Origin of the sequence: Streptomyces polyrhachis, from assembly GCF_042663125.1 — a bacterium.
Lineage (GTDB): Bacteria > Actinomycetota > Actinomycetes > Streptomycetales > Streptomycetaceae > Streptomyces > Streptomyces polyrhachii.
Genome location: NZ_JBHSZO010000088.1, coordinates 1 through 921, shown reverse-complemented (window position 1 = coordinate 921; position 921 = coordinate 1). Strand labels below are relative to the sequence as shown.

The window sequence follows — 921 nt, the reverse complement described above, 5'->3', positions numbered from 1 at the left end:
GGCGGCGGGCTCCCCGGCGCCCGCCCCGCCGCCCGCCCCGTCAGTCCCGTCGGCGGACTCCGCCGCCGCGAGCACCGCCCCGACCGTGCGCAGGGTGCCCAGCTCGGCGCGCGCCGTGCGGCCCAGCACCGTCACCTCGTCGCCCTCGCGCGCCCGCTCGCGGCAGTGGAACGCCAGCTCGCAGGCGGCCAGGCACTCCGGCGCGTAGGCGGCGGGGACCGCCGACACCGCCCGCGCCAGCTCGGGTCCGGGGCGCGCGGGGTCGAAGACGGCGTCCTCGGGGAGGGCGGCGGCGACGGCGTCCAGCCGGGTCTGGCGGCCGAGCTGGCGCCGGGTCACCGCCAGCTGCGGCCGTACGTCCAGGAGGTCGGCGACCGGGGTGTTGGAGAAGTCCCGGGGGCAGACCAGCAGCACGCGCTCGCGCACCGCGTACGCCGCCAGCGCCAGTACGTACACCGCGGCCTGCCGGGCCGCCGCGCCCACCTTCGCCGGATCCGCCGAGCCGTCCAGGATGGGGAAGGACTTCACCTCGACGACCGTCACCACCCCGTCGGGGCTCACCACCAGTGCGTCCGGCTCCAGATAGGCCGGCGCGCCCGCCACCTCCAGGCTCACCATCGGATGGTCCAGCAGCGTCCAGCCCTGCCGCGCCCCGGCCTCGCGCAGCTCCAGCGCCGTACGGGCCGAGCGCCCCGCCGGACCCGGCGCCCCCAGGTCGGGCACCGCGACCTCGCCGGGCGCGGGCGGCTCCAGGCCCAGGCGTCCGCACAGCAGCCGCAGCAGCGTGCCGCCGCCGTCCGCTCTGACCTGCGCCTCGAAGGAGTGGCCGCGCGCGAAGGCGTACTGCGACTGCCCGAAGGAGGCCGGGGAGCCCAGCGCCCGGGCCAGCGCCGCCTTGTCCACGCCCGCCCCGTCCAGCCG

The 921-nt window shown here is 79.2% G+C and carries 1 protein-coding gene; it reads right to left on the bottom strand.

Translation table 11 applies throughout. The features are described 5' to 3' along the window. Positions 1–918 (bottom strand): nuclease-related domain-containing protein (locus ACFQLX_RS25675; protein ID WP_386418923.1); only part of this gene is annotated, 918 nt, incomplete at its 3' end. Positions 919–921: the final 3 nt, after the last annotated feature.